Raw genomic sequence first — 3,031 nt, forward strand, 5'->3', positions numbered from 1 at the left:
GGCGCATTTTTTGCGCCCCAACGGTATGCTCAGGCTGTGAGGCCTTCTGGTTCTGGCAGTTTGTTTGCGCGGCAGCAGGCGGTGAGGGTGTTGGCCAGCAGGCAGGCGATGGTCATGGGGCCTACGCCGCCGGGGACCGGGGTGATGGCGCCGGCGCGTGCTGCGGCGCTGGCATAATCGACGTCGCCGACCAGTTTGTTCTTGCCGTCGCGTTCAATGCGGTTGATGCCCACGTCGATGACGGTCGCCCCTTCCTTGATCCAGTCGCCCGGCACCATTTCGGGGCGGCCAACGGCGGCCACGACGATATCGGCGCGGCGGACCACGTCGGGCAGATCCTTGGTGCGGCTGTGCGCGATGGTCACGGTGCAGCTGTCGCCCAGCAGCAGCTGCGCCATCGGCTTGCCCACGATGTTCGAGCGTCCGATCACAACCGCATCCATCCCCGACAATGAGCCATGGTGATCGCGCAGCATCATCAGACAGCCCAGCGGGGTGCAGGGCACCATCGATTTCTGACCGGTGCCCAACAGGCCCACGTTGGAGATATGGAACCCGTCCACATCCTTGGCCGGGTCGATCGAATTGATCACCAGATCTTCGTTCAGATGCTTGGGCAGCGGCAATTGAACCAAGATTCCGTGCACAGCCGGATCGTTGTTCAGCTTGTCGACCAGCGCCAGCAGGTCCTCTTCCGAGGTATCGACATCCAGCTTATGCTCGTACGAGTTCATGCCGACCTCAACGGTCATCTTGCCCTTGGAGCGGACATAGACCTGGCTGGCTGGGTCTTCGCCGACCAGAACCACGGCCAGGCCGGGGGTAATGCCGTTTTCCTCTTTCAGCTTTGCGACCTGATCGGCCACTTGCGCGCGCACTTTGGCCGCAAAGGCCTTGCCGTCGATAACCTGGGCTACCATCCTTTGATCCCTTCTTTCAAAAACGGATCGGGCGCGTGAAGCGCCCGGTCATTCAGTCCGGGCCGAGAACACGTTCCTCACGTGCAATCGACCAGTCAATCAACATGCGCCACAGTCTTTCGGCCAAATCCGGATCCATTCCCAGCTCGGCCGAGCTTGCGCGCACGCGGTGCACCACGTCTTCGACACGGTCCGGGATACGGGCAGGCAGGCCCTCGCCCGGCTTCAGCTCGGACGCGCGGTCAATGTAGCCTGCGCGCGCCACCAACATTTCGATCAGTTGGCGGTCCAGCTTGTCGATCTGAACCCGCAGATCCTGCATCGTTGCACAGTCTTGCGGCGGTGTCAGAGTGGGCATCGCGATCTCCTCATGGCCCGGGAAAACCCCGGACCACGAGATGTCCTATTCGGCGGCTTAGAACAAGCCCTCGATCTCACCTGCGTCATTGAGGCAGATGGTTTCCGCAGCCGGTTTGCGAGGCAGACCGGGCATGGTCATGATCTCACCGCAGACAACCACGATAAAGCCGGCACCCGCGCTCAGGCGTACCTCACGCACCGGAACCGAATGGCCGGTGGGCGCGCCGCGCAAAGTGGGATCGGTCGAGAAGCTGTACTGCGTCTTGGCCATGCAGACCGGCAGATTGCCGTATCCGGCCTCTTCCCACTCACGCAGCTGGTTGCGGATCTTGTTGTCGGCCAGAACCTCGTCGGCGCGGTAGATGCGCTTGGCGATGGTTTCGATCTTCTCGAACAGCGGCATGTCATCGGGATAGATCGGTGCGAAGTTGGCACTGCCGCCTTCGACGATCTCGACAACCTTCTCTGCCAGCGGCGCAGAGCCTTCCGAGCCCAGCTCCCAGTGACGCGACAGAACCGCCTCAACACCATGCTCGGCGCAATAGTCGCTGACCGCCTGCACTTCGGCATCGGTGTCGGTGACGAAGTGGTTGATGGCAACCACAACCGGCACGCCAAAGGATTTCACGTTCTCGATGTGACGGCCCAGGTTGGCACAGCCCGAGTTGACTGCGTCGACATTTTCCGCACCCAGATCGGCCTTGGCAACGCCGCCGTTCATCTTCATCGCACGCACGGTGGCAACCAGCACCACTGCAGACGGCGCGATGCCCGCCTTACGGCACTTGATGTTCATGAACTTCTCGGCACCCAGATCGGCCCCAAAGCCAGCCTCAGTCACAACGTAGTCAGCCACTTTCAAAGCAGTCTTGGTGGCAATGACCGAGTTACAGCCGTGCGCGATATTGGCGAACGGGCCACCGTGGACGAATGCCGGGTTGTTTTCCAGCGTCTGCACCAGGTTCGGCTGCATCGCGTCTTTCAGCAGCACGGTCATTGCGCCTTCGGCCTTGATGTCGCGGCAGTAAACAGCGGTCTTGTCGCGGCGATAGGCCACGATGATGTCACCCAGACGCTTTTCCAGATCCTTCAGGTCGTTGGACAGGCACAGGATCGCCATGACCTCGGACGCCACGGTGATGTCAAAGCCGGTTTCGCGCGGGAAGCCGTTCGACACACCACCCAGGGACGCCGTGATCTGACGCAGGGCACGGTCATTCATATCGACCACGCGACGCCATGCGACGCGGCGTACATCGATCTCGGCTTCATTGCCCCAGTAAATGTGGTTGTCGATCATCGCCGACAGCAGCGAATGCGCCGAGGTGATCGCGTGGAAATCCCCGGTAAAGTGCAGGTTCATTTCCTCCATCGGAACAACCTGCGCGTAACCGCCCCCTGCAGCGCCGCCCTTCATGCCGAAGTTCGGGCCCAGCGAGGCTTCGCGAATGCAGATCATCGCATTCTTGCCGATGCGGTTCAGACCATCACCCAGACCAACGGTCGTGGTCGTCTTACCCTCACCCGCAGGCGTCGGGTTGATCGCGGTGACCAGCACCAGCTTGCCGTCTTCTCGACCCTGAACCGAGTTGATGAACTCCTGGCTCACCTTCGCCTTGTCATGGCCATAGGGCAGCAGATCAGCAGAATCGATGCCAATCTTAGCGCCGATTTCCTGAATAGGCTTCTTCTGCGCCTCGCGCGCAATTTCAATGTCCGATTTATAGCTCATTGGGCAAAACCCCCGGTTG

The 3,031-nt window shown here is 60.9% G+C and carries 3 protein-coding genes; all 3 read right to left on the reverse strand.

Annotated elements, in window-relative coordinates; all coding sequences use genetic code 11:
• Positions 1–29: 29 nt before the first annotated feature.
• From folD to AC2FJE_RS23375, 3 genes are read right to left on the reverse strand one after another with little or no spacing between them, the layout of a single operon-like run.
• Positions 30–920, reverse strand: coding sequence for a bifunctional methylenetetrahydrofolate dehydrogenase/methenyltetrahydrofolate cyclohydrolase FolD (gene folD, locus AC2FJE_RS23365; protein WP_496761523.1), 891 nt, complete (start codon positions 918–920; stop codon positions 30–32).
• Between the two features lie 52 nt (positions 921–972).
• The gene (locus AC2FJE_RS23370) at positions 973–1,278 is read right to left on the reverse strand and encodes a chorismate mutase (protein WP_058272292.1); all 306 of its coding nucleotides are present in this window, start codon (positions 1,276–1,278) and stop codon (positions 973–975) included.
• Between the two features lie 57 nt (positions 1,279–1,335).
• Complete coding sequence (locus AC2FJE_RS23375) at positions 1,336–3,012, reverse strand: formate--tetrahydrofolate ligase (RefSeq protein ID WP_058276920.1); 1,677 nt, start codon at positions 3,010–3,012, stop codon at positions 1,336–1,338.
• Positions 3,013–3,031 lie beyond the last annotated feature (19 nt).

This window comes from Ruegeria sp. CDSC002 (genome assembly GCF_059610905.1).